Consider the following 23,068-nt stretch of genomic DNA (forward strand, 5'->3'; position numbering starts at 1 on the left):
ATCAAACCCCACCTCTCACTCTCGCGGCTCAGGCACGCGCCAGGCAGCTTCAGCCACTTCGGCACCCAGAATCCGACCCTGCGTCAATCATGAGCACCACCCTGGAACTTGTCCTGCTGCTGCTTGCCTCTTCCGTGGTGATCGTAGCGCTGTTCCGCTTCCTGCACCTGCCGCCCATCATCGGCTATCTGCTGGTCGGCGCCCTGATCGGCCCGAATGCGCTGAAGCTGATGCCGAACACCGAAGATGCGCGCCACTTGGCGGAGTTCGGCGTCGTGTTTCTGATGTTCACCATCGGCCTGGAGTTCTCCCTGCCGCACCTGTTCAGCATGAAGCGCATGGTGTTCGGCCTGGGCCTGGCCCAGGTCGGCCTCACCATGGCGACGATATTGCTGCTGGCGATTTTTTCCGGTCTCTCCTGGCAAGGCGCGCTCGCGCTCGGCGGCGTACTGGCGATGTCGTCAACCGCCGTGGCCAGCAAGCTGCTGGTCGAACGCAGCGAGCTCGACTCGCCACACGGCCGCCAGATCATGGGCGTGCTGCTGTTCCAGGATCTGGCCGTGGTTCCGCTGCTGATTCTGTTTCCCGCCCTTGCCGGCGAAGACGATGCGCTGTTCACCACGCTGCTGATGGCCCTGTTCAAGGCGGCGGTGGTGCTCACGATCGTGCTGTTTTTCGGCCAGCGCCTGATGCGGGCCTGGTTCACCATGGTGGCCAGGCGCAAGTCGACCGAGCTGTTCATGCTGAACGTGCTGTTCATTACCCTGGGGCTGTCCTGGCTGACGGAAAAGACCGGATTGTCGCTGGCGCTCGGCGCATTCCTCGCGGGCATGCTGATTTCGGAAACCGAATACCGCTTCAAGGTGGAAGAGGACATCAAGCCCTTTCGCGACGTGCTGCTGGGACTGTTCTTCATCACCGTCGGCATGTATCTCGACCCGCGACTGATCGCCCAGCATTTCCTCTTCGTCATCGCCTTGCTGGTGGCCCTGCTGTTGCTCAAGCTGCTGGTCGTCCTCGGCCTGGCCCGGCTGTTCGGTGCCACGCCCGGCACGGCCTTGCGTTCCGGCCTGTGGCTGTGTGCCGGCGGTGAGTTCGGTTTCGTGCTGCTGACCCTGGGACTGGAGCAGCATCTGCTCGATCCTTCGGTCACCCAGACCGTGCTGGCCGCAATGGTGCTCTCGCTGCTGGCCGCGCCACTGCTGATCCACTTCAGCGACCGCCTCGTGCTGCGCCTCGTCGCTTCGGAATGGATGCTGCGCTCGATGGCGCTGACGCAGATCGCGGCACGCAGCATCACCAACGACAAGCACGCGATTCTCTGCGGCTACGGACGTACCGGACAGCATCTGGCACGCTTCCTGGAAAGAGAGAACATTCCGCTGGTCGCACTCGATCTCGATCCCGAACGGGTGCGTGAAGCCGCTGCCGCCGGGGATTCCGTGGTGTTCGGCGATGCTTCGCAGCGTGAAACGCTGATTGCCGCCGGCATACACCGCGCCAACGTCATCGTCGTCACCTCCAACGATGCGCAACTGGCATTGCGCGTGCTGCACCACGCGCACGAACTGCGTCCCGATCTGCCCGTCGTGGTGCGCGCCATGGAGGAGCGCGACATCGCGCGCTTTGAAGCCGCCGGCGCGGCCGAAGTCGTGCCGGAAGCGCTCGAATCCAGCGTCATGCTGGCCACCCATGCGCTGGCCCTGCTCGGTGTGCCGATGCAGCGCGTCATCCGCCTGCTGCGTGAAGCGCGGCAACAACGCTATGCCTTGCTGCGCGGTTTCTTTCACGGCATGAGCGACAGCACCGAACATTTATCCGACGCTGCGCAAATCCGTCTGCGCAGCGTGGCGCTGCTTGCCGGCAGCCATGCCGCCGGCCGATCGCTGACCGAACTGGCGCTGGAAAAACTCGATGTCAGCGTGCTGTCCCTGCGCCGCCGGGGAACGCGCAGCATCGCCCCCAGCGCGGAAACCCGGCTCGACGACAGCGACATCCTGGTTCTGCAAGGTACGAGCAGCGCGCTGGCCGCCGCAGAAGAAAGACTGCTGCGCGGCAAGTAGGCATGCGCACGGTGCCGCAAGAACGCTGCCTGCCGCCAGGCAAGCGGACGGTTCCAACTATGCGCTATTCCCGATAAATCTTGCCGGGATCCTTCAGCACCGGCAGGACGTCCTGCCACTGCCCGTCATTCAGTTGGCGATAGAAACAGCTGCGCCGCCCGGTATGGCAGGCGATGCCGCCGGTCTGTTCGATCCGGAGCAGCAGGACATCGCCGTCACAATCGAGACGAAGCTCGACGAGCTTCTGCGTGTGGCCGGACTCCTCACCCTTGTGCCAGAGCTTGCGCCGCGAGCGCGACCAGTAGACCGCCTCGCCACGCTCGACGGTAAGTTGCAGCGCTTCGCGGTTCATCCAGGCAAACATCAGCACTTCACCGCTGGCCGCATCCTGGGCGATGACCGGAATGAGGCCCTGCTCGTTCCAGGCCACCTCCTTCAGCCAATCCGTTTCGTGACGTGTGCGGCTCACAGACGCACCTCGATTCCCCGCGCCTGCAGGTATTCCTTGGCCTGCCGCACGGTATATTCGCCGTAGTGGAAAATGCTGGCGGCAAGCACCGCATCGGCCTTGCCCTCCAATATTCCGTCGGCCAGATGCTGCAGATTGCCGACACCGCCGCTGGCAATCAGCGGAAGATCCACGGCTTCGGCCACCGCACGGGTCAGCGCCAGGTCGAAACCGTTCCTGGTGCCATCACGATCCATGCTGGTGAGCAGGATTTCGCCGGCACCCAATGCCTGCACCTGGCGCGCCCATTCGACGGCATCGCGCCCGGTGCCGCGCCGGCCGCCGTGCGTGAACACCTCCCAGCACCCCGGCGCGATCTGCTTGGCGTCGATGGCGACGACGATGCACTGGCTGCCGACCTTGCCCGCCGCATCGGCGATGAGTCGGGGATTCTCGACGGCCGCGGTATTCATGCCGACCTTATCGGCGCCGGCGTTGAGCAGGCGGCGCACGTCGGCCACGGCGCGCACGCCGCCGCCGACGGTCAACGGAATGAAAACCTGCTCGGCCACCTGCTCGACCACGGAAAGTATGGTGTCGCGCTGTTCAGAGCTGGCGGTGATGTCGAGAAAGGTGAGTTCGTCGGCACCCTGTTCGCCATAGCGCCGGGCAATTTCGACCGGATCGCCAGCATCGCGCAGTTCGACGAAATTGACGCCCTTGACGACGCGCCCGGCATTGACATCCAGACAGGGAATGATGCGTTTGGCTAGCATGGCGTGGGCAATGGAGTGATGAGGAATGAAAGGTAAAGGGCGCGACCCGGCTTGGCATCAGCCCGCCACAGCCATCCGCCTCGAACCAGCAGCCGGGAACAGGATCAGGGCCTGTCCGTCTCCGTGAGTCTGTCGGCTTCGGCCTGCGCTCGCTGGAAGTCCAGTTTGCCTTCGTAGATGGCACGACCCGTGATGGCGCCGCTGATGCCCTCGGCCTGCACGGCACACAGCGCCTTGACGTCCTTGAGGCTGCCGATGCCGCCGCTGGCGATGACGGGTATCGTCAGCGCCTGGGCAAGCTTGACGGTCGCCTCGACATTCACGCCCGAAAGCATGCCGTCGCGGCCGATGTCGGTGTAGATGATGGCTTCGACGCCATAGCCTTCGAATTTCCTTGCCAGATCGATGACGTCGTGGCCGGTCAGTTTGGACCAGCCGTCGACGGCCACCTTGCCGTCCCGGGCATCGAGACCGACGATGATGTGGCCGGGAAAGGCGCTGCAGGCATCATGCAGAAAACCCGGATTCTTCACGGCGGCAGTGCCAATGATGACGTAACCGATGCCGTCATCGAGACAGCGCTCGATGGTATCCAGATCGCGGATGCCGCCACCAAGCTGGACAGGAATCTCGTCGCCGACTTCACCCAGAATGGATTTGATTGCCGCTTCGTTCTTCGGCTTGCCGGCGAAGGCGCCATTCAGGTCGACCAGATGCAGGCGGCGCGCGCCTTGCTCGATCCAGTGGCGGGCCATGGCGGCCGGATCTTCGGAAAATACGGTGGCATCATCCATGTCGCCCTGTTTCAGACGTACACAGTGACCGTCCTTGAGGTCGATCGCGGGTATCAGCAGCATAGGTGTGAAGCGTAAGGAGTGAAAATGAAAAGTGGGATGGAGGGCAGGAAGCGTGCAGGGAGCGCAGCGCGAAGCAGTGCTCAGGGCGTCCAGCGCATGAAGTTGGCGAGCAGCTGCAAGCCGTCGCGGGCGCTTTTTTCCGGGTGAAACTGCACGGCGAAGATATTATCGCGCGCCACGGCACTGGTAAAGGGGATGCCATAGTGGGTCGTGCCCGCGCACAATCCGGCGTCATCCGGTACGACGCAATAGCTGTGCACGAAGTAGAAGCGCGCGCCGTCGGCGATGTCATGCCACAGGGGATGCGCGATGCGCTGATGCACTTCGTTCCAGCCCATGTGCGGCACCTTGAGGCGGCTGCCGTCGGCGGCAATCATCCTGGCCGACGGAAAGCGCGGCACCCGGCCGGGCAGAATGTCCAGCCCCATCACGTCGCCCTCCTCGGCATGGCCGAACAGCAGTTGCAAGCCGACGCAGATACCGAGAAAGGGTTTCTCCGCCGCCGCCTTGACGACGGCCGCACGCAGGCCGCGGCTCTCCAGCTCGCGCATGCAATCGGGCATCGCGCCCTGGCCGGGCACGACGACGCGATCGGCAGCCGCGATGTCGGCTGCACACGCGGCCAGAACGACCCGATCGCCGCTGGCGACATGCTCGATCGCCTTGACGACCGAACGCAGATTTCCCATGCCGTAATCGACAACGGCGACCGTACCACCCATGATCGGTTATCCGTTTACAGGTTACAGGCTGCCCTTGGTGGAGGGAATGCTGCCGGCCGTACGCGCGTCGGGTTCGGCCGCCATGCGCAAGGCCCGACCAAAAGCCTTGAAGATCGTTTCGGCCTGATGGTGGGCGTTGTCTCCGCTCAGATTGTCGATGTGCAGCGTGATGCCGGCGTGATTCACCAGTCCCTGAAAGAACTCACGCACCAGATCCACATCGAACTCGCCAATGGTCGCGCGGGCAAACGTCGCGTTGAACGCCAGGCCCGGCCGCCCGGAAAGATCGACGACCACCCGCGTCAGCGCCTCGTCGAGTGGCACATAGACATGGCCGTAGCGACGCAGGCCCTTCTTGTCGCCAATCGCCTGGGCCAGCGCCTGGCCCAGCGTGATACCGACGTCCTCGACGGTGTGATGCGCGTCGATGTGCAGATCGCCACTGGCGGAAACCTCCAGATCCATCAAGCCATGGCGGGCGATCTGCTCCAGCATGTGGTCGAAGAAGCCGACGCCGGATGAGAGCTGGCTCTTGCCCGTGCCATCGAGATCGAGCCTGACGCGAACCTGGGTTTCCAGAGTGTTGCGGGTAATGTCGCCCTGCCGCATGGTGTGAATCGCTGCAAAGTTGGAAAAGACGAACCTTACGCAAAGGCGCGCGAAAAAACAATGGGTGGGCGATAATTGCTCTTCCCGGCCTGCCCGCTTTCACGCTTTCGTACTTTCGCGCTTTCCCATTCTCATTGCCGCCCCATGAACACCAAGTACTGGAGTGCCACCGCCCGCAGCCTGACGCCCTACGTTCCCGGCGAGCAGCCCAGGCTCGCCAATCTCGTCAAGCTCAACACCAACGAGAATCCCTATCCCCCGTCGCCGCACGTGCTCGCTGCCATGCGCGAGGAAATCGGCAGCAACGGCGAGACGCTGCGGCTCTATCCCGACCCGACGGCGGCCAGCCTCAGACAGGCCATCGCCCGCCATCACGGGCTGCTGCCCGAGCAGATTTTCGTCGGCAACGGCTCGGACGAGGTGCTGGCCCACGTCTTTCTCGGCCTGCTCAAGCACGACCAGCCACTGCTCTTTCCCGACATCACCTACAGCTTCTACCCGGTTTACTGCGGGCTGTATGATATCGATTACGCCACCGTGCCGCTGGCGGCGGATTTCAGCATCGACATCGCCGATTACCCGCGCGAAAACGGCGGCATCATTTTCCCCAATCCCAATGCGCCGACCGGATGTCTGCTGCCGCGCAGCGCCGTCGAGCGGCTGTTGCAGACGCACACCGAATCGGTGGTGGTGGTCGATGAAGCCTATGTCGATTTTGCCGGCGAGGATGCCTCGATGATCCCGCTGATCGACCGGTATCCCAACCTGCTGGTGGTGCATACCCTGTCGAAGTCGCGCTCGCTGGCCGGCCTGCGGGTCGGCTTTGCCGCCGGCCATGCCGACCTGATCGAGGCACTGAATCGCGTCAAGGACAGTTTCAATTCCTATCCGCTGGACCGTCTCGCCCTCGCCGGTGCCCGTGCCGCGTATGAGGATCATGCCTGGTTCACCCAGACCTGCCAGGCGGTCGTGCGCAGCCGGGAGCAACTGAACGAGGGACTGCGCGCGCTGGGCTTCGTCGTCCTGCCGTCGGCAGCGAACTTCGTCTTCGCCCGCCATCCGGCACGCGATGCCGCCGCATTGACCGCCGCATTGCGCGCGCGCGGCATCATCGTGCGTCATTTCAAACAGCCGCGTATCGAACAGTTCCTGCGCATCACCATCGGCACCGACAGCCAGTGCGCGCTGCTACTCGAAGCCTTGCGCGAAATACTCGCCACGCCGGCCACATCATCCGCACCGTCCGCGCCCGCGGCAACCTGAGTTACTGCTTTCAGCCGTTGCCTTCCTCTTCCGTGCGCAGTTCGGCAGAACGCGCATGGGCGGTCAGCGCCTCGCCATGGGCCAGCGTGGCGGCAATCGCGCCCAGGCTGCGCGCAGCCGCCGCCGAAATCTCGATCAGGCTGCTGCGCTTCTGAAAATCATAGACGCCCAGCGGACTGGAGAAGCGCGCGCTGCGCGAGGTGGGCAACACATGGTTCGGGCCGGCGCAATAATCGCCGATGGACTCGCTGCTGTAATGGCCGAGGAAAATGGCCCCGGCATGACGTATCTTCCCCACCAAACCGCGCGGTTCGGCCACGGCCAGTTCGAGGTGCTCCGGCGCGATGTGATTGGCGATGTCGCAGGCTTCATCCAGGCTGCGCGTCAGGATCAGCGCGCCGCGTCCGGCCAGCGACGCCTCGATGACGCTGCGGCGCGGCATCTCCGGCAACTGCCGCCCTATGCTGGCGGCAACGCGCTCGATGAACGCGACATCCGGACAGAGCAGAATGGACTGCGCCAACTCGTCGTGTTCGGCCTGGGCGAACAGGTCCATCGCCACCCAGTCGGGGTTGGCGCTGCTGTCGGCAATGATCAGCACTTCCGACGGACCGGCCACCATGTCGATGCCGACCACGCCGAACACGCGGCGCTTGGCGGCGGCAACGTAGGCATTGCCCGGACCGACGATCTTGTCGACCTGCGGAATGCTCTGCGTGCCGTAAGCCAGCGCGGCAACCGCCTGGGCGCCGCCGATGGTGAACACCCGGTCGACACCCGCCAGATGCGCAGCGGCAAGCACCAGTGGATTCTGCTCGCCACGCGGCGTCGGCGTCACCATGATGAGTTCGCGCACGCCGGCAACCTTGGCCGGCAGCGCATTCATCAGCACCGAGGAGGGATAACTGGCCTTGCCGCCCGGCACATACAGGCCGACGCGATCCAGCGGCGTCACCTTCTGGCCCAACCGCGTGCCGGCAAGCTGCGGCGAGGTTTCCTCGTACTCCCAGGAATCGGCTTTCTGCCGTTCGTGAAAACGGCGGATGCGTTCCGCCGCCTGCTCCAGCGCTTCGCGCTGTCCGGCCGGCAGTGCCTGCAGGGCGGCAGCACACACTGCCGCCGGCAGTTCCAGCGCAGCCATGTCGGCAACGGCCAGTTGATCGAAGCGGCGCGTATAGTCGAGCACGGCGCTATCACCCTGCGCGCGCACGTTCTTGAGTATCTCGGCAACGCTGCGCTCGATGTTGTCATCGGTCGCCGCTTCGAACGCGAGCAAGGCATCCAGCTTCCGCAAAAAATCCGGCTCGCTGGTGCTCAGACGGCGAATGCTTGCGCCCATCTTGTTGGCCTCATTCACCCGATCGCCCCCGCAAAAGCATCGATGACGGGCTGCAGGATTTCGCGCTTCATTTTCAGCGCCGCCTGATTGACCACCAGGCGCGAGGAAATCGGCATGATCTCCTCGACTTCGACGAGGTTGTTGGCGCGCAGGGTACCGCCCGTCGACACCAGGTCGACGATGGCATCGGCCAGGCCAACCAGCGGCGCCAGTTCCATCGAACCGTACAGCTTGATGAGATCGACATGCACCCCCTTGGCGGCAAAGTGCTCACGCGCCGTGTTCAGGTATTTGGTGGCGATGCGCAGACGCGCGCCGCTCTTCACCGCCCGCGCATAGTCGAAGCCGACCGGCGCAGCCACGCTCATGCGGCATTTGGCGATGCCCAGGTCGAGCGGCTGATAGAGCCCCGTGCCGCTGTGTTCGATCAGCACGTCCTTGCCGGCAATGCCCAGATCGGCCGCGCCGTACTGCACATAAGTCGGCGTATCGGAAGCGCGCACGATGACCACGCGCACATCGGGCCGGTTGGTGCCGATGATCAGCTTGCGCGACCGTTCGGGATTTTCGTCCGGCACGATGCCGGCCGCCGCCAGCAGCGGCAAGGTTTCCTCGAAGATGCGGCCCTTGGAAAGGGCGATGGTGATGCCGTCGTTCACTGCATTCACTGGATGGTTCCGAATTCAAATTCCGAAGTTTCCGATTTTACTTGATTCGGCTTACTTGACGCGCCGCACCCTGGCGCCCAGCGCACTGAGTTTCCGGTCGAGATGTTCATAGCCGCGATCGAGATGGTAGATGCGCTCGATCAGCGTCTCGCCCTGCGCCACCAGGCCGGCGATGACCAGGCTGGCCGAGGCGCGCAGGTCGGTGGCCATCACCGTCGCGCCTTCGAGGCGCTCGACGCCCTTGACCACGGCGGTGTTGCCATCGATCCGGATGTCGGCGCCGAGGCGGATCAGTTCGACGGCGTGCATGTAGCGGTTTTCAAAAATGGTTTCGCGGATGATCGCCGTGCCGTCGGCCACGCAGTTGATGGCCATGAACTGCGCCTGCATGTCGGTGGGAAAGGCCGGATAGGGCGAAGTGCGCAGGCTCACCGCGGTCAGGCGCGGCGGCGCCTTGAGCACGATGGCGTCGCGCTCGCTCTTGATGTCGCAGCCGGCGTCCATCAGCTTGTCGACGACGGCGTCGAGGTAGGACGACGAGGTGCCGGTCAGGCGGATGCTGCCGCCGGTGGCCGCCGCCGCGCATAGATACGTGCCGGTCTCGATGCGGTCGGGCATGATGCGGTGCGTGGCGCCGTGCAGCGAGGCCACGCCGCGGATGCGGATGACGTCCGAGCCGGCACCGGAGATTTGCGCGCCCATGGCGACCAGGCAGTTCGCCAGATCGACGACTTCCGGCTCGCGCGCGGCATTTTCGATGACGGTTTCGCCCTCGGCGAGGCAGGCCGCCATCATCAGGTTTTCGGTTCCCGTGACCGTCACCATGTCGGTGAACAGCCGCGCGCCCCTGAGATGCGGCGCGCGCGCATGCACATAGCCATGCTCGACCGTCACCTCCGCGCCCATCGCCGTGAGCCCCTTGATGTGCTGGTCGACCGGACGCGCGCCAATGGCACAGCCGCCGGGCAGCGACACCTTGGCTTCGCCGCAGCGGGCGACCAGCGGCCCCAGCACCAGGATGGAAGCGCGCATGGTCTTGACCAGCTCGTAGGGCGCGACCGGGTTGTCGAGACCGCCGGCGTCGAGCGTGACGGTCAGGCCTTCCGCGCCGTTGCGCGACGCCTCGCGGCCGACCTTGACCCCCATCTGCTCGAGCAAGGTCAACATGGTGCCGACATCGTTGAGATCCGGCACGTTGGTCAGCGTCAGCGGTTCGCGCGTCAGCAACGCGGCGCAGAGCAGCGGCAAGGCGGCGTTCTTGGCGCCGGAAATGGCGGTTTCTCCTTCCAGGCGCACCCCGCCTTCGATCAGCAGCTTATCCATTGCTTTGCGCGTCTTGCCATTCTTCGGGCGTAAAGGTCTGCATCGACAGGGCGTGCAGTTCGCCGGAGTCCAGCTTGTCGCGTATCGTCTGATATACGCGCTGCTGGCGCTTGACGCGATTGAGGCCGGCGAATTCGGCGCTGACGATGATGGCGCCGAAATGATGGCCGTCGCCATCCACCGTGAGGTATGCGCAAGGCAGGGCATCGGCAATCCAGGATTGAATCTGTTTGGGGTCCAGCATGGTGTTGCTCCTTGTTCGGGTCGCCGTCAGGCGCGCAGCTTGTAGCCGCGCTTCAACAGCGTCAGAGTGAATATTGCAAGTGTGAGAAAGCAGCCGCCGACGATGCCGAGGCTCTGCCACGGCGAAACGTCGGAGATGCCGAAAAAACCGTGGCGGAAACCGTCGATCATATAGAACACCGGGTTCCAGCGGGAAACCGTTTGCCAGAACGGCGGCAGCGTATGTATCGAGTAGAACACGCCGGAGAGGAAGGTCAGCGGCATGATGAGGAAATTCTGGAAGGTGGCGAGCTGATCGAACTTGTCCGCCCAGATGCCGGCAATGACGCCGAGGTTGGCGAAAACCGCCCCGCTCAACAGCGCGAAGAGCAGCACCCACTGCGGTGCGACCATCTGCGGCGGCGCAAACCACCAGGTTGCCAGCAACACGCCGATCGCTACCGCGACGCCGCGCAGCAGCGAAGCCAGCACGTAGGCGAGAAAAAAGGAGGGGTAGGAAATCGGCGGCAGCAGGACGAACACGATGCTGCCCGTCACCTTGGACTGAATCAGCGACGAGGAACTGTTGGCGAACGTGTTCTGCAGCATCGACATCATCACCAGACCCGGGATCAGGAAAACCGTGTAGGGAATGCTGCCATAGACATGCATCCTGCCTTCCAGCACATGGGAGAAGATCAGCAGATAGAGCAGCGCGGTCACCACCGGCGCGGCGATGGTCTGGAAACCGACTTTCCAGAAGCGCAGCACCTCCTTGTAGAACAGCGTCGCGAAGCCGGTCAGCTCCGCCCGATCGGCCCTGCCCACCCTATCCTCCTTATCCGGAACGTCCGTCATGCAGCACGCTCGACAGGTTTCTTTTCCGCACCCTCGCTCATGAGGCGCACGAAGACTTCCTCGAGATCGGGCTTGCCGATTTCCAGATCCTGCAGCACGCAGCCGTGGCTGCGCAGTTCGGCCAGCAGGGGTTCGATGGCCCGAAAATCGTCGAAAGTCATGTGCCACGTCTCATCGCGATACTCCGCGCGCGAGGCCAACACCGCCGGAAGCGGCGCGTTCGCCGCCAGTTTGAAGCGCAGCGCATGAGCAGAGAAGCGCTGCAACAGGTTGCGGGTGCTGTCGAGCGCCAGGATGCGCCCGCCCTTGAGCATGGCGATGCGCCCGCACAGCGATTCGGCTTCTTCGAGATAGTGCGTGGTCAGCACGATGGTATGGCCATCGCGGTTCAGGCGCCGGATGAATTGCCACAGCGTCTGGCGCAGCTCGACATCGACGCCGGCGGTCGGCTCGTCGAGCACGATCACCGGCGGCCGATGCACCAGCGCCTGGGCGACCAGCACACGGCGCTTCATGCCGCCCGACAGCATGCGCATGTTGGCATCGGCCTTGGCCGTGAGATCGAGATTTTCGAGAATCTCGTCGATCCAGGCATCCCGTTGCCGGCTCGCGCCAATGCCGAAATATCCGCACTGGATTTTGAGCGTTTCACGCACGCTGAAGAAAGGGTCGAACACCAGTTCCTGCGGCACCACGCCCAGTTGGCGGCGGGCATTGCGGTAGTCGCCGACCACATCGCAACCCATCACCGCGATATTGCCGCTGTCCACGCGCACCAGCCCGGCCAGTGCCGAAATCAGCGTGGTCTTGCCCGCGCCATTGGGGCCCAGCAGGCCAAAGAACTCGCCGGGCTGCACGCTCAGGTCGATGCCGTCGAGCGCAGTCAGACGGCCGAAGCGCTTGACGACCCGATGAATTTCAATGGCAGGCTGCATGGTGGCTGGAATGGGCATCGAAAGCAGTGCAGAGCCTCGATCCTCACGCCTTGCGTCTCACGTCTCGCTCTTGCTGTTGCAAAGCGGCAGCAGTTCGGTCACGCCGTAGAGGGCGGCAAGACTGAGGAGATCACGCGGAGGATGAGCGATGCGTATGGTTTTTCCCTGCGCCTGGGCCTGACGCAGCCAACCAAAAATCACTGCAATCGAGGAGGAATCGACCATTTCGACGGCAGACAGGTCGAATACTGTCTCGGTCTCAGTACCGGTCAGCGCGTTCCCGCCATTGGCAAGCAGCGCGCTGGCCTCAGCCAGGGTCATCGCCCCGCCGACTTCGATGCGATCACCGGCCTGGCGCATCATCGACGCATCACTTCCGACTGTCGGCCGGGCTGCTGGCCTTTTCACTGCTGGCATTTTTCTCCTGCAGCGACTGGATCAGGCCATCGACGCCACCCTTGCGGATTTCGCTGGTGAAGAAATCGCGGTAATTGATCACCAGGCTGATGCCGCCCACCTCGATGTCATACACCTTCCATCCGGTATCCTGTTTTTCCAGGTAGTAATCGAGGGTGATCGGCTTGACGCTGCCCGTCTGGTTGATCCGCGTAGAGACCTTGACATCGGTATCGCCCGGCTTGGCCTTGAGCGGCCTGAAGTCGATGGTCTGCGTCTTGTATTCGTTGAGCGCCTTCGAGTAGGTGCGCACCAGCAAGGTGCGGAATTCGTCCGTCAGCGCCTTCTGCTGGGCAGCGCTGGCCTTGCTCCAGTTGCGCGCCATCGCCAGACGCGTCATGTGCGAGAAATTGAAGTGCGGCAACACCTTGCTCTCGACCAGCGCGATGGTTTTCCTGGAGTCTCCGGACTGGATATCCTTATCGTTGCGCACCACCTCCAGTACTTCATTGGTCACCGTTTTGACCAGGACATCGGGGGCGACTTCCTGCGCGCCGGCAAGCGCGGGGGAAAGGAACAGCAAACCGGCAAGAAACAGACTGGCGAACTTCATGAAATTTCCAAATACTTAAAAGTTGGACGACAGAACATGGAACAGGAAAACCGAAGGTAGCTGAAAGTAGCGGCGCTCAGTGCCCGTGCTGCCCGGCCGCCGGCAACAACAGCGGGTTTGCCGCATTCGCCCAGGCCATGGTCACCAGCGCCGGACGCAGCGGCTCCGGAATCAGCACCGACGGCGCCGTGGCGGCAGATGACTCTTCGCCGTCATAGCGTTCGACGACGAGATTTGCCGATCCGATCACCGGCTCCAGCCGCATCCTGATGACGGCAGGCTCGGTTGCGGCACCGAACTGGAAATCCGCCGAATAGTCCTTCTCGCGCGGGGGATCGCCGTCATAAATCAGGCTGCGCCGCCGCTGCAGATAGGCATCGCGCATGTACGAATAACGATCCAGTGCCGCCTCCTCGACGATCTTGTCGGCGGAAAGCAGGCCGGCGCGATTGTCAATGGCGCGAGTCGCCAGCAGCAGGTTGCGCGACGGAACGTCATCGACCCAGACCACCGGATCGGCATGCGTATCGGCAACCAGGCCAACGGCATCACGCAGCGTGCTGGGACCGAACAGCGGCAATACCAGGTAGGGGCCGTCCTCGACGCCCCAGCGCCCGAAGGTCTGGCCGAAGTCCTCCTCGTGCTTCTCCAGGCCGAGGTCGCTGGCGACGTCGATCACCCCGAGCAGGCCAAAGGTCGTATTGACGGCAACGCGGCTGACGTCGCTCAGGGCCTCGGGCACCTTGCCCTGCAGCAGGTTGTTGATGGCAATGAAGACATCGCCGATATTGGCGAAGAAGTTGGTCACACCCTTGCGTACCGGCGCCGGCAGCGCGGCTTCATAGCCTTGGGCGATCGGTCTGACGATGGCCTTGTCGAGACCGTCGTTGATGTCGAACATCGCCCGGTTGAAGCCCTCGATGGGATCGCGCGGATTGCCCGAAGTGGCACACCCGGCCAACATCCCGGCAGCCAGCGCCAGAACCAGCATTCCCCTGCGCTGTCCGGCAAACCACTTATTCACGAAATTGTCATCCATGTTGTTGTTCCGACGCTGCATTATTGTGGTTATTGGTGCATTGATACCCTGTGCGTCGATCGACGCCATTGCCGCTCGTTACCGCCCGCCGTCGTCTTCGGCCGCTTTGTTGAACATGAACTGGCTGATCAACTTCTCCAGCACGACCGCCGACTGGGTCTTTCTGATCGTCTCACCCGCCTTCATCATGTCGGGAGAACCGCCGACTTCCAGTCCGACGTATTGCTCGCCAAGTAGGCCCGAGGTGTTGATGGTGGCGGTGGTTTCCTTGTCAAACTGGTAGCGCTTGTCGATCTGCAGGCCGACGACGGCTTCATAATCTTCGGCGTCGAGCCGTATGTCCGTGACGCGCCCGATCACGACACCTGCCGTCTTGATCGCCCCGCGCACCTTCAGGCCGCCGATATTATCAAATTTGGCTTCCAGACGGTATGTCTCGCCCATATTGGATGAGGCCAGATTGCCCACCTTGAGGGCGAGGAACAGCAACGAGCCCAGGCCAATAGCGACGAAGATGCCGACCCACAGGTCGATGGTTGCGCGGTTCATTCAAGCCCCCCGGAACATGAGTGCAGTAAGGATGAAATCGGCGGCCAGCACCGCCAGTGACGAGGTGACGACGGTGCGCGTGGTGGCGCCCGAGACGCCTTCGGCCGTCGGTTCGGCGTCGTAGCCTTCGAAGACGGCGATCCAGCTGATGATGGTGCCGAACACGCAGCTCTTGATGAAGCCGTTGAGGATGTCCTCGCGGAAATCGACGGAAGCCTGCATCTGCGACCAGAACGACCCCTCATCGACGCCGATCAGCTGCACGCCGACCAGATAGCCGCCGAAGATCCCCATCGCCGAGAACAGCGCGGCCAGCAGCGGCATGGAGATCACTCCGGCCCAGTAGCGCGGCGCGACGACGCGGGCGATGGGATTGACCGCCATCATCTCCATGGCCGAAATCTGCTCGGTGGCCTTCATCAAACCGATTTCGGCCGTGATCGCCGAGCCGGCGCGGCTGGCAAACAGCAAGGCCGCCACCACCGGGCCGAGCTCGCGCACCAGCGACAATGCCACCAGCACGCCGAGCGCCTCGCTGGAGCCGTAACGTTGCAGGGTGTCGTAACCCTGCAGGCCGAGCACCATGCCGACGAACAAACCCGACACCAGGATGATGATCAGGCTCAGCACGCCGGTGAAATAGATTTCACGGATGGTCAGGTGAAAGCGGCGCAGCGCCGTACCCGAATGCAGCAGGATCGCCATGAAGAAACGGGCGGCGAAACCCAGGCGCCAGATGCGGCGGGTGACGTTGCCGCCCAGATGAATCAGCATGGCTTTCAACCGCTCAAGCATGGCGGCCTCCCGCGGCGCGCATGGGCTGATTCATGATTTCATCGGCATAGGCGTGCGCCGGATAATGAAACGCCACCGGACCGTCGGCCTCGCCCCAGATGAACTGATGCACATAGGGCGTGGTCGAGGCCTTGATCTGGGCCGGCGTGCCTTCGGCAACGATCTTGCCGGCCGAGACGAAATAGACGTAATCGACGATCTTCAGCGATTCCTGCACATCGTGGGTGACGATGATGGAGCTGGCGCCGAGCGCATCGTTCAGGCGGCGAATCAGATCGCCGACCACCGCCAGCGAAATCGGATCGAGGCCGGCAAAGGGTTCATCGTACATGATCAGCAGCGGATCGAGGGCGATCGCCCGCGCCAGCGCCACGCGCCGCGCCATGCCGCCGGAAAGCTCGGCAGGCATCAGATCATGCGCCCCGCGCAGGCCGACGGAATGCAGCTTCATCATCACCAGATCGCGGATCAGGTCTTCCGGCAGATCGGTATGCTCGCGCATCTGGAAAGCCACGTTCTCATACACCGACATGTCGGTAAACAGCGCGCCGAACTGGAACAGCATGCCCATGCGCCGCCGCAATGCATAGAGGGCATCTGCGCCGAGGTCGTTCACCAGCTGGCCATTCACCCACACCTCGCCGCTGACAGGCTTGAGCTGGCCGCCAATCAGGCGCAGCGTCGTGGTCTTGCCGCAACCGCTGCTGCCCATGATGGCGACGACCTTGCCGCGCGGAATCTCCATGTTGATGCCGGAGAGCACCGGGCGTCGGTCGTAGGCGAAATTTACGTTGCTGAGTCGTACCAGGCAGTCGTCAGCAGCGTGTGATGCAGTAGCCACGCGAACGTCTCGTACAAAAATTAAAGCGGCGATTCTAGCATCCGACGCCAGATTGGCGGCACCGCCGCCGGATCCGGCCGAAAAACCGCCGCCGCCTCGGCGCGCAGGCTTGCTCCCGCATGGAATGATCCACGACAATCCGGGTTTCACGATTCCACTGTTTCACATCCACATCCACCAGGACAGGACATCCCATGCCGCGCATCAGGATCGAACTACCCGAAGAGCTGCCCTTCAGCACCGAATTGGCCATCTACCAGAGTCACATCAATTACGGCGGCCATCTCGACAATGCCCTGCTGCTGACGCTGGTATCGGAAGCGCGCTCGCGCTTCTTCAAGTCGCTGGGCTATCACGAAGGCAATGTCGAAGGCGTGGGCATCATCGTGGCCGACGCCGCGCTGCAATACCGGTCGGAAGCCTTCCAGGGCGAAACCATGGTCGTGCGCATGACGGCCAACGACTTCGGCAAGAACGGCTGCGACCTCGTCTGGCAGATGTGCGAAAAGGAAACGGGACGCGAAGTGGCCCGCGGCAAGGCGGGCATCGTTTTCATGGATTATGCGGCACGCAAGGTCGCCCCCGTCCCCGAGGAATTTCAACGTCGCACGAACCCGTCCGGCAAGGCGTGACCCCGCTCCCGGCATTCCCATACTGGGCAATACCCACACGCGCACGTTTCCATGATGCCAAGTGCAAAGTACAATACCCGGCCCTTATATTTCCGTCCGGCCATGCCGGGATGCTCGCCGCCATGAAAAAATCAGCCAGCAAGCCGCAGCGCGGTTCGATCCGCTATCACCTCCAGGGTAACGACGGCCTGTACACGCCGATTCCGTTCCTTTTCGTCACCGATCGGATGTCCCAGGAAATCACCGCCGAACGCCAGCAGATACTCGAAGCGCTGCCGGCCGCCCAGCGCGAGCGCCAGCTCAAGCTCTTCGAGCGCTACGACCCGCAGCACAGTTCTGCCGCCTTCAATGCCATGCTGCATCTGTTCACGCCGGGCCGGAAATGACGTAATACACGCAACGCACACGACGCATGGCGCGCGGAACCTGAAGTACGGCGCCTGTGGATACGGCGCTTCCCTGCGCCGCGAGCCCTGCTGCCGACGGGTATAATCGCCGGTCTTTCCAGACTCATCCGAAACCCGAGAAACTCAAGCCCGTCATGCAGGAAAAGTACAGCCCCAGCCAACTCGAACAGGCCGCCCAGGCGTATTGGGAAACGCAGTCCGCCTTCCGCGTCAGCGCCGACCCATCGCTGCCCAAATATTACTGCCTGTCGATGTTCCCCTATCCTTCGGGCAAGCTGCACATGGGGCATGTGCGCAACTACACCATCGGCGACGTGCTCTCGCGCTACCACCGCATGCGCGGATTCAACGTGCTGCAGCCGATGGGCTGGGATGCCTTCGGCCTGCCGGCGGAAAACGCCGCCATCAAGAACAACGTGCCGCCGGCCCGCTGGACGCGCGAGAACATCGCCACCATGAAGCAGCAGCTCCAGGCGCTGGGCTTTGCCATCGACTGGAGCCGCGAGTTGGCGACCTGCGACGCCGACTACTACAAGTGGAACCAGTGGCTGTTCCTGCGCATGCTGGAAAAGGGCATCGCCTACAAGAAAACCCAGGTAGTGAATTGGGATCCGGTCGACCAGACCGTGCTGGCCAACGAGCAGGTCATCGACGGCCGTGGCTGGCGCACCGGCGCCCTGGTGGAAAAACGCGAAATTCCCGGCTATTACCTGGGCATCACCCAGTACGCCGAAGAACTGCTGAATGACCTCGACACGCTGGACGGCTGGCCCGAGCGGGTCAAGTTGATGCAGGCCAACTGGATCGGCAAGTCGGTCGGCGTGCGTTTCGCCTTCACGCACGGCATCCGCGACGAAAGCGGCCAACTGATCGACGACGGCAAGCTGTGGGTATTCACCACCCGCGCCGACACCATCATGGGCGTGACCTTCTGCGCCGTGGCCGCCGAGCATCCGCTGGCCAGCTTCGCCGCGCGCAACGACCCGGAACTCGCCGCCTTCATCGAGGAGTGCAAGCAAGGCTCGGTGATGGAAGCCGACATGGCGACGATGGAAAAGGCCGGCCGTCCGACGGGCCTGTCCGTCACCCACCCGCTCACCGGCGAAGAAATTCCGGTGTGGGTCGGCAACTACGTGCTGATGAGCTACGGCGACGGCGCGGTGATGGCCGTGCCGGCGCACGATGAGCGCGACTTTGCCTTCGCGAAGAAGTATCAGTTGCCGATCAGGCAGGTCATCGACGTCGCCGGCCAGAACTTCTCGGCCGATGCCTGGCAGGACTGGTATGCCGACAAGGAAAACGGCGTCTGCGTGAATTCCGGAACATTGAACGGGTTGAACGTGCTGGATGGTCTCGCCTACGCTGCGGCCGTCGACAAGGTCGCCGAACTGCTCGCCGCCAAGGGACTGGGCGACAAGAAAGTGCAATGGCGCCTGCGCGACTGGGGCATCTCGCGCCAGCGCTATTGGGGCTGCCCGATCCCGATCATCCACTGCGCCAAATGCGGCGACGTGCCGGTGCCCGACAGCCAGTTGCCCGTCGTGCTGCCCGAAGACTGCGTGCCGGACGGTTCCGGCAATCCGCTCAACAGGCTGACCAGCTTCATCGACTGCGCCTGTCCGCAGTGCGGTAGCGCGGCAAAGCGCGAAACCGACACCATGGATACCTTCGTCGATTCGTCCTGGTACTACGCCCGCTATGCCAGCGGCCAGACCGAACGGGCGATGGTCGATGAGGAAACGAATTACTGGATGACCGTCGACCAGTACATCGGCGGCATCGAGCACGCCATCCTGCACCTGCTCTACTCGCGCTTCTGGACCAAGGTGATGCGCGACATGGGACTGGTGAATTACCGCGAGCCTTTCGCCCGCCTGCTCACCCAGGGCATGGTGCTGAAGACCGCCTTCTTCCACAAACCCGAAAACGGCGGCAAGAACTACTACTGGGAAGAAGACATCACGATCGCTCGCGGGCCGCAAGGCCAGATCACCGGCGCATCCCTCAAGGACGGAACAAAGCTGGAATTCGAGATGACGACCATGTCGAAATCGAAGAACAACGGCGTCGATCCGCAGGCCATCATCGACCAGTACGGCGCCGACACGGCGCGGCTGTTCATGATGTTCGCCGCCCCGCCCGAACAGACGCTGGAGTGGTCGGATGCCGGCGTCGAAGGCGCGTATCGCTTCCTGCGCCGGCTGTGGAGCTTCGCCCATGCCGCACAGGCGCGGATACGCCCCCTCGGCAGCGCCGCCGTCCCGGACAAGCTGGCGGCCGATGCGCTGGCCGGCGTGCGCCGCGAAATCCACCTCAACCTCAAGCAGGCCAACTACGACCTGGGCAAGCAGCAGTTCAACACCGTCGTCTCGGCGGCGATGAAAATGCTGAACGCCCTGGAAAAAGCCCCGCAGGAAGATGCGGAAACCGCGTTCGTCATCCATGAAGGCCTGTCCATCCTGCTGCGCCTGCTCTCGCCGATCACCCCGCACATCAGCCACGCCCTCTGGCGCGAACTGGGCTATGGTGAGGACATCCTGCAAGCCCGCTGGCCGGAACCCCTGGAAGCCGCGCTGGCCCAGGACGAACTGGAACTGGTGCTGCAGGTGAACGGCAAGCATCGCGGCAACCTGCGGGTGCCCGCCAGCGCCGACAAGGCCGCCATCGAAGCCGCCGCGCTCGCCGCCGAGACGGCGCAGAAATACATGGAAGGCAAACCGGCGAAGAAAGTCGTCGTCGTGCCGGGGCGCCTGGTTAACATCGTCGTCTGATCGCTTCACACCTCACTTCACGCCTCACTTTCACTCACCCCCGCCATGCGCCTCTCCTGGACCCGCCTCTGTCTCCTCGCCGCCGCCACGTTGCTGCTGGCCGCCTGCGGCTTCCAGTTGCGCGGCGCCTATCCGCTGGCCTTCGACAGCATCTACCTCGGCATGCCCGAAACCGGGGAAATGCACGCCCGCCTCAAGCGCTCCATCATGGCCGGCAGCAAAGTGGACGTCGCCAACAGCCGGGAAGCGGCACAGGTGATGCTGCAAGTACTCACCGACCGTCAGGCCAAGAACATACTCAGTCTTTCCGCCGCCGGGCGCGTCAGCGAATATCAGTTGGTGCGCACTTTCAGCTTTCGTCTCGTCGGTACCGACAATCGCGAATGGCTATCGCCCGGCCAGATCACCGTGCGCCGCGACATCAGCTACAACGACGACCAGGTGCTGTCCAAGGAATCCGAAGAAACCCTGCTCTGGCGCGACATGCAGAACGATCTGATACAGCAGATCCTGCGCCGTCTTTCCGCCGCCAAAGTGCCGCCGCCACCGTCACCGGCTGCCGCAGCCGCCGGCGGCGATGGCGCCGGTCAGCCACAAAACTGAAGCCATGCAACTGCGCCCGGATCAGCTCGATACGCATCTGGCCAGGCCGCTCGCCTCCCTGTACCTGCTGCATGGCGACGAGCCGCTGCTGGTGCTGGAAGCGGCCGACGCCATCCGCAAGGCGGCGCGCGCGCAGGGCTACGAAGAACGCGAAGTGCTGGTCGCCGGGCCGGGTTTTCGCTGGGATCAGCTCCAGCTTGCCGGCGGCAACATGTCGCTGTTCGGCGGCAACAAACTGATCGACCTGCGCATACCCAACGGCAAGCCGGGGCGCGAGGGCGGCGAGGCACTGCAGCGCCATGCCGCGCAACCGATGGACGGCGTCGTCACGCTGATCACCCTGCCGCAACTCGACTGGCAGGCGAAAAAGGCGGCGTGGTTCACCGTACTCAGCGCGGGCAGCAGCAACGTCGCCATCGAACTCAACGCGCCGGCGCTGCGCCAGCTACCCGACTGGATCGCCGCGCGCCTGGCCCGCCAGCAGCAATCGGCCGTGCCCGAAGCGCTCGAATTCATCGCCGCCCATGTCGAAGGCAATCTGCTCGCCGCGCACCAGGAAATCCAGAAGCTCGGCCTGCTCTATCCGGCAGGTCAGCTCACGTTGGCGCAAGTCGAGGAAGCGGTACTCGACGTCGCCCGCTTCGACGTCGACAAGCTGCGCACGGCGCTGCTCGCCGGCGACGGTGCACGCTGCGCGCGCCTGCTCGACGGACTGCGCGCCGAAGACACCGCGCCGACCTTGATCCTCTGGGCGCTGGCGCAGGAAGCCCGCACCCTGGCCCAGTTGCGCGCCCAGCTCGATCGGGGGGCGAGCTTCGATGTGGCCTGCAGTACCGCCAGAATTTTCGGCGCGCGCCAAAGCGCCTATCGTCAGGCCGTCCAGCGCTGCCCGACGCCGCTGTTGCGCAATGCGCTCTTGCAAGCCGCGCGCATCGACCGCATGATCAAGGGTCTGACGCGCGGCGATCTGTGGGATGAATTCCTGCAACTGACGCTGCGCCTGACCCAAACCAGACTGACGCCCAGGGCAAGTTCATGAAACCGATCGACGACATCACCGCCTACATGGAAAATCTCGGCCGGGCGGCGCGCGCCGCTTCGCGCCTGACCGCTGCCGCCTCGACCGCCGCGAAGAATGCCGCGCTGCTCGAAATGGCGCGGCAGATCCGCGCACAGCAGGACGCGCTGCTCGCCGCCAACGCCGCCGACCTCGCGGAGGCCAGGACCAACGGTCTCGACGCCGCGCTGATCGACCGCCTGACGCTGACCGCCAAGAGCGTCGAAGCGATGGCGCAGGGACTCGAACAGGTCGCTCAGCTTCCCGATCCGGTCGGCGAAATCACCGACCTCAAGCGCCGGCCGAGCGGCATCCAGGTCGGCAAGATGCGCGTGCCGCTGGGGGTGATCGGCATCATCTACGAAGCCCGCCCCAACGTCACCGCCGATGCCGCGGCGCTGTGCCTGAAGTCGGGCAACGCCGCCATCCTGCGCGGCGGCAAGGAAGCGTTGCGCGCCAACCAGGCCATCGCCGCCTGCGTGCGCACCGGACTCAAGGCGGCCGGCCTGCCGGAAACCGCCGTGCAGGTGATCGAGACCACCGACCGCGCCGCCGTCGGCAGCCTCATCACCATGCCCGAATACGTCGATGTGATCGTGCCACGCGGCGGCAAGGGCCTGATCGAGCGCATCTCGAAGGAGGCGCGCGTGCCGGTGATCAAGCATCTCGACGGCAACTGCCATGTCTATGTCGATGAAGCGGCCGATCCCGAGAAGGCGCTGAATATCGTCGACAACGCCAAGACCCAGCGTTACGGCACCTGCAACACCGCCGAATCGCTGCTGGTGGCGCGCGCCGTCGCCACCACGCTGCTGCCGCGCATCGCGGCGATGCTGACGGCCAAGGGCGTCGAAATCCGCGGCTGCGCCGAGACGCGCGCGCTGCTGCCGAACGCCAAAGAGGCAACGGAACAGGACTGGTACGAGGAATATCTGGCACCCATCATTGCCGTGAAAGTCGTCGCCGGCCTCGACGAAGCCATCGAGCACATCAACCGCTATTCGTCACAGCACACCGAGGCCATCGTCAGCGAGAATTACACGCACGCCATGCGCTTCCTGCGCGAGGTGGATTCGAGCAGCGTGATGGTGAATGCCTCGACGCGCTTCGCCGACGGCTTCGAGTATGGCCTGGGCGCCGAAATCGGCATTTCCACCGACAAGATCCACGCGCGCGGCCCGGTCGGCCTCGACGGCCTCACGAGCCAGAAATGGATCGTGCTCGGCAATGGCGAAGTTCGCTCATGACCGTTTCGACGTCCATCATCCTTTTTTTCCACACG

General features: G+C 63.7%; 25 protein-coding genes. 8 read left to right on the plus strand and 17 right to left on the minus strand.

Features of this window, described 5'->3' with window-relative positions:
- Window positions 1-89: 89 nt before the first annotated feature.
- Complete coding sequence (locus SDENCHOL_RS12985) at window positions 90-2,063, plus strand: monovalent cation:proton antiporter family protein (RefSeq protein WP_067170443.1); 1,974 nt, start codon at window positions 90-92, stop codon at window positions 2,061-2,063.
- A 64-nt stretch (window positions 2,064-2,127) separates the two neighbouring features.
- Here SDENCHOL_RS12985 and hisI read toward each other — a convergent pair whose 3' ends face one another.
- The 5 genes from hisI to hisB form a co-directional block, all read right to left on the minus strand.
- Complete coding sequence (hisI, locus tag SDENCHOL_RS12990; protein WP_067170444.1) at window positions 2,128-2,532, minus strand: phosphoribosyl-AMP cyclohydrolase; 405 nt, start codon at window positions 2,530-2,532, stop codon at window positions 2,128-2,130.
- Complete coding sequence (hisF, locus tag SDENCHOL_RS12995) at window positions 2,529-3,287, minus strand: imidazole glycerol phosphate synthase subunit HisF (protein WP_067170454.1); 759 nt, start codon at window positions 3,285-3,287, stop codon at window positions 2,529-2,531. Before hisF ends, hisI begins: the two co-directional genes overlap by 4 nt.
- Before the next feature lie 104 nt (window positions 3,288-3,391).
- Window positions 3,392-4,144, minus strand: coding sequence for a 1-(5-phosphoribosyl)-5-[(5-phosphoribosylamino)methylideneamino]imidazole-4-carboxamide isomerase (hisA, locus tag SDENCHOL_RS13000; protein ID WP_067170456.1), 753 nt, complete (start codon window positions 4,142-4,144; stop codon window positions 3,392-3,394).
- 80 nt (window positions 4,145-4,224) lie between these two features.
- A complete protein-coding gene (gene hisH, locus SDENCHOL_RS13005; protein ID WP_067170459.1) occupies window positions 4,225-4,866 on the minus strand; it encodes an imidazole glycerol phosphate synthase subunit HisH in 642 nt (213 codons plus the stop codon).
- A 21-nt stretch (window positions 4,867-4,887) separates the two neighbouring features.
- Window positions 4,888-5,475 carry an imidazoleglycerol-phosphate dehydratase HisB gene (hisB, locus tag SDENCHOL_RS13010; RefSeq protein WP_067170461.1) on the minus strand — a complete coding sequence of 196 codons (588 nt, stop codon included), beginning with the start codon at window positions 5,473-5,475 and terminating at the stop codon, window positions 4,888-4,890.
- A gap of 144 nt (window positions 5,476-5,619) precedes the next feature.
- On the opposite strand from hisB, the gene hisC reads away from it, so the two are divergent.
- On the plus strand, window positions 5,620-6,738 hold the full coding sequence (gene hisC / locus SDENCHOL_RS13015; protein ID WP_067170464.1) for a histidinol-phosphate transaminase: 1,119 nt from the start codon (window positions 5,620-5,622) through the stop codon (window positions 6,736-6,738).
- A 10-nt stretch (window positions 6,739-6,748) separates the two neighbouring features.
- Here the strand turns inward: hisC and hisD are convergent, their stop codons facing one another.
- The 12 genes from hisD to SDENCHOL_RS13075 form a co-directional block, all read right to left on the minus strand.
- Window positions 6,749-8,077 (minus strand): histidinol dehydrogenase, encoded by a 1,329-nt coding sequence (hisD, locus tag SDENCHOL_RS13020; protein WP_067170792.1) that lies wholly within the window; start codon window positions 8,075-8,077, stop codon window positions 6,749-6,751.
- Between the two features lie 14 nt (window positions 8,078-8,091).
- Window positions 8,092-8,745 carry an ATP phosphoribosyltransferase gene (gene hisG / locus SDENCHOL_RS13025; RefSeq protein WP_231912989.1) on the minus strand — a complete coding sequence of 218 codons (654 nt, stop codon included), beginning with the start codon at window positions 8,743-8,745 and terminating at the stop codon, window positions 8,092-8,094.
- Window positions 8,746-8,796: 51 nt separating this feature from the next.
- Window positions 8,797-10,068, minus strand: coding sequence for a UDP-N-acetylglucosamine 1-carboxyvinyltransferase (gene murA, locus SDENCHOL_RS13030; protein ID WP_067170467.1), 1,272 nt, complete (start codon window positions 10,066-10,068; stop codon window positions 8,797-8,799).
- Window positions 10,061-10,312: a BolA family protein gene (locus SDENCHOL_RS13035; RefSeq protein ID WP_067170469.1), complete on the minus strand. Its 252-nt coding sequence runs from the start codon at window positions 10,310-10,312 to the stop codon at window positions 10,061-10,063. The genes murA and SDENCHOL_RS13035 overlap by 8 nt, the downstream gene beginning before the upstream one ends.
- A gap of 26 nt (window positions 10,313-10,338) precedes the next feature.
- A complete protein-coding gene (locus SDENCHOL_RS13040; RefSeq protein WP_231913044.1) occupies window positions 10,339-11,094 on the minus strand; it encodes an ABC transporter permease in 756 nt (251 codons plus the stop codon).
- 50 nt (window positions 11,095-11,144) lie between these two features.
- Entirely contained in the window at window positions 11,145-12,083 is a 939-nt protein-coding gene (locus tag SDENCHOL_RS13045; RefSeq protein ID WP_067170798.1) for an ABC transporter ATP-binding protein, read from the minus strand.
- 57 nt (window positions 12,084-12,140) lie between these two features.
- Window positions 12,141-12,446 carry an STAS domain-containing protein gene (locus SDENCHOL_RS13050; protein WP_067170475.1) on the minus strand — a complete coding sequence of 102 codons (306 nt, stop codon included), beginning with the start codon at window positions 12,444-12,446 and terminating at the stop codon, window positions 12,141-12,143.
- 7 nt (window positions 12,447-12,453) lie between these two features.
- On the minus strand, window positions 12,454-13,092 hold the full coding sequence (locus tag SDENCHOL_RS13055; protein WP_067170478.1) for an MlaC/ttg2D family ABC transporter substrate-binding protein: 639 nt from the start codon (window positions 13,090-13,092) through the stop codon (window positions 12,454-12,456).
- Window positions 13,093-13,168: 76 nt separating this feature from the next.
- The gene (locus SDENCHOL_RS13060) at window positions 13,169-14,131 is read right to left on the minus strand and encodes a VacJ family lipoprotein (protein WP_172955082.1); all 963 of its coding nucleotides are present in this window, start codon (window positions 14,129-14,131) and stop codon (window positions 13,169-13,171) included.
- 78 nt (window positions 14,132-14,209) lie between these two features.
- Entirely contained in the window at window positions 14,210-14,680 is a 471-nt protein-coding gene (gene mlaD / locus SDENCHOL_RS13065; RefSeq protein WP_067170481.1) for an outer membrane lipid asymmetry maintenance protein MlaD, read from the minus strand.
- Window positions 14,681-15,454: a lipid asymmetry maintenance ABC transporter permease subunit MlaE gene (gene mlaE / locus SDENCHOL_RS13070; protein ID WP_231912990.1), complete on the minus strand. Its 774-nt coding sequence runs from the start codon at window positions 15,452-15,454 to the stop codon at window positions 14,681-14,683. It lies immediately after the preceding gene.
- Between the two features lie 13 nt (window positions 15,455-15,467).
- Entirely contained in the window at window positions 15,468-16,316 is an 849-nt protein-coding gene (locus SDENCHOL_RS13075; protein ID WP_067170486.1) for an ABC transporter ATP-binding protein, read from the minus strand.
- A 194-nt stretch (window positions 16,317-16,510) separates the two neighbouring features.
- Here SDENCHOL_RS13075 and SDENCHOL_RS13080 point away from each other — a divergent pair, with 194 nt between their 5' ends.
- From SDENCHOL_RS13080 to SDENCHOL_RS13105, 6 genes are all read left to right on the plus strand, one after another.
- Entirely contained in the window at window positions 16,511-16,948 is a 438-nt protein-coding gene (locus SDENCHOL_RS13080) for an acyl-CoA thioesterase (RefSeq protein ID WP_067170489.1), read from the plus strand.
- Between the two features lie 122 nt (window positions 16,949-17,070).
- Window positions 17,071-17,334, plus strand: coding sequence for a hypothetical protein (locus SDENCHOL_RS13085; RefSeq protein WP_067170800.1), 264 nt, complete (start codon window positions 17,071-17,073; stop codon window positions 17,332-17,334).
- Window positions 17,335-17,489: 155 nt separating this feature from the next.
- Entirely contained in the window at window positions 17,490-20,126 is a 2,637-nt protein-coding gene (leuS, locus tag SDENCHOL_RS13090; protein ID WP_067170492.1) for a leucine--tRNA ligase, read from the plus strand.
- Window positions 20,127-20,171: 45 nt separating this feature from the next.
- Window positions 20,172-20,729 (plus strand): LPS assembly lipoprotein LptE, encoded by a 558-nt coding sequence (lptE, locus tag SDENCHOL_RS13095; protein WP_083522863.1) that lies wholly within the window; start codon window positions 20,172-20,174, stop codon window positions 20,727-20,729.
- 4 nt (window positions 20,730-20,733) lie between these two features.
- Complete coding sequence (gene holA, locus SDENCHOL_RS13100) at window positions 20,734-21,768, plus strand: DNA polymerase III subunit delta (RefSeq protein WP_154717257.1); 1,035 nt, start codon at window positions 20,734-20,736, stop codon at window positions 21,766-21,768.
- Window positions 21,765-23,033: a glutamate-5-semialdehyde dehydrogenase gene (locus SDENCHOL_RS13105; protein WP_067170494.1), complete on the plus strand. Its 1,269-nt coding sequence runs from the start codon at window positions 21,765-21,767 to the stop codon at window positions 23,031-23,033. The genes holA and SDENCHOL_RS13105 overlap by 4 nt, the downstream gene beginning before the upstream one ends.
- The last annotated feature ends 35 nt before the right edge of the window (window positions 23,034-23,068 follow it).

Source organism: Sterolibacterium denitrificans (assembly GCF_900174485.1).
Lineage (GTDB): Bacteria > Pseudomonadota > Gammaproteobacteria > Burkholderiales > Rhodocyclaceae > Sterolibacterium > Sterolibacterium denitrificans.

What these genes read in the sequence shown, in the direction of transcription:
- SDENCHOL_RS12985 (WP_067170443.1), top strand. Translation starts at nt 90, where the DNA reads ATGAGCACCACCCTGGAACTTGTCCTGCTGCTGCTTGCCTCTTCCGTG.
- hisF (WP_067170454.1), bottom strand. Translation starts at nt 3,287, where the DNA reads ATGCTAGCCAAACGCATCATTCCCTGTCTGGATGTCAATGCCGGGCGC.
- hisA (WP_067170456.1), bottom strand. Translation starts at nt 4,144, where the DNA reads ATGCTGCTGATACCCGCGATCGACCTCAAGGACGGTCACTGTGTACGT.
- hisH (WP_067170459.1), bottom strand. Translation starts at nt 4,866, where the DNA reads ATGGGTGGTACGGTCGCCGTTGTCGATTACGGCATGGGAAATCTGCGT.
- hisB (WP_067170461.1), bottom strand. Translation starts at nt 5,475, where the DNA reads ATGCGGCAGGGCGACATTACCCGCAACACTCTGGAAACCCAGGTTCGC.
- hisC (WP_067170464.1), top strand. Translation starts at nt 5,620, where the DNA reads ATGAACACCAAGTACTGGAGTGCCACCGCCCGCAGCCTGACGCCCTAC.
- hisD (WP_067170792.1), bottom strand. Translation starts at nt 8,077, where the DNA reads ATGGGCGCAAGCATTCGCCGTCTGAGCACCAGCGAGCCGGATTTTTTG.
- murA (WP_067170467.1), bottom strand. Translation starts at nt 10,068, where the DNA reads ATGGATAAGCTGCTGATCGAAGGCGGGGTGCGCCTGGAAGGAGAAACC.
- SDENCHOL_RS13035 (WP_067170469.1), bottom strand. Translation starts at nt 10,312, where the DNA reads ATGCTGGACCCCAAACAGATTCAATCCTGGATTGCCGATGCCCTGCCT.
- SDENCHOL_RS13045 (WP_067170798.1), bottom strand. Translation starts at nt 12,083, where the DNA reads ATGCAGCCTGCCATTGAAATTCATCGGGTCGTCAAGCGCTTCGGCCGT.
- SDENCHOL_RS13050 (WP_067170475.1), bottom strand. Translation starts at nt 12,446, where the DNA reads ATGATGCGCCAGGCCGGTGATCGCATCGAAGTCGGCGGGGCGATGACC.
- SDENCHOL_RS13055 (WP_067170478.1), bottom strand. Translation starts at nt 13,092, where the DNA reads ATGAAGTTCGCCAGTCTGTTTCTTGCCGGTTTGCTGTTCCTTTCCCCC.
- SDENCHOL_RS13060 (WP_172955082.1), bottom strand. Translation starts at nt 14,131, where the DNA reads ATGGATGACAATTTCGTGAATAAGTGGTTTGCCGGACAGCGCAGGGGA.
- mlaD (WP_067170481.1), bottom strand. Translation starts at nt 14,680, where the DNA reads ATGAACCGCGCAACCATCGACCTGTGGGTCGGCATCTTCGTCGCTATT.
- mlaE (WP_231912990.1), bottom strand. Translation starts at nt 15,454, where the DNA reads ATGCTGATTCATCTGGGCGGCAACGTCACCCGCCGCATCTGGCGCCTG.
- SDENCHOL_RS13080 (WP_067170489.1), top strand. Translation starts at nt 16,511, where the DNA reads ATGCCGCGCATCAGGATCGAACTACCCGAAGAGCTGCCCTTCAGCACC.
- SDENCHOL_RS13085 (WP_067170800.1), top strand. Translation starts at nt 17,071, where the DNA reads ATGAAAAAATCAGCCAGCAAGCCGCAGCGCGGTTCGATCCGCTATCAC.
- leuS (WP_067170492.1), top strand. Translation starts at nt 17,490, where the DNA reads ATGCAGGAAAAGTACAGCCCCAGCCAACTCGAACAGGCCGCCCAGGCG.
- lptE (WP_083522863.1), top strand. Translation starts at nt 20,172, where the DNA reads ATGCGCCTCTCCTGGACCCGCCTCTGTCTCCTCGCCGCCGCCACGTTG.
- holA (WP_154717257.1), top strand. Translation starts at nt 20,734, where the DNA reads ATGCAACTGCGCCCGGATCAGCTCGATACGCATCTGGCCAGGCCGCTC.
- SDENCHOL_RS13105 (WP_067170494.1), top strand. Translation starts at nt 21,765, where the DNA reads ATGAAACCGATCGACGACATCACCGCCTACATGGAAAATCTCGGCCGG.